This is a genomic window from Psychrobacter sp. TB20-MNA-CIBAN-0197 (assembly GCF_040309765.1).
GTDB classification, from domain to species: domain Bacteria; phylum Pseudomonadota; class Gammaproteobacteria; order Pseudomonadales; family Moraxellaceae; genus Psychrobacter; species Psychrobacter submarinus.
This window is the reverse complement of record NZ_JBEOPC010001225.1, coordinates 1-243: the sequence shown is the minus strand read 5'-3', so window position 1 is coordinate 243 and position 243 is coordinate 1. Positions and strand designations below refer to the sequence as shown.

1 protein-coding gene is annotated in these 243 nt (G+C 61.7%); it reads right to left on the bottom strand.

The annotated features are described in order from the left end of the window. Positions 1-243 (bottom strand): DRTGG domain-containing protein (locus tag AAEY83_RS17850; RefSeq protein WP_502945218.1); only part of this gene is annotated, 243 nt, incomplete at both ends.

Sequence of the window (243 nt, the reverse complement as noted above, 5' to 3'; positions counted from 1 at the left end):
CCAGCACACCAGGCTTGAGCAGTTCGACGGTGTTGCGCATGGTTCGTGCGCAAATGATGATTTTGCTCATGCGCCGGGTTTCGTAGTCTCCCGCGTTGAGCACTTGCGCACCCATCAGGTCGGCGACGTCGCGGGTGCGCGGCGCATTGAGTTCCGGCTGAAACGGGATGCAGCCAAGCAAGCGGAAATCACCGCTGCGCAGCAACGGCGAATGCTCCTTCAGACGCGTGGCGAAGGCGTCCA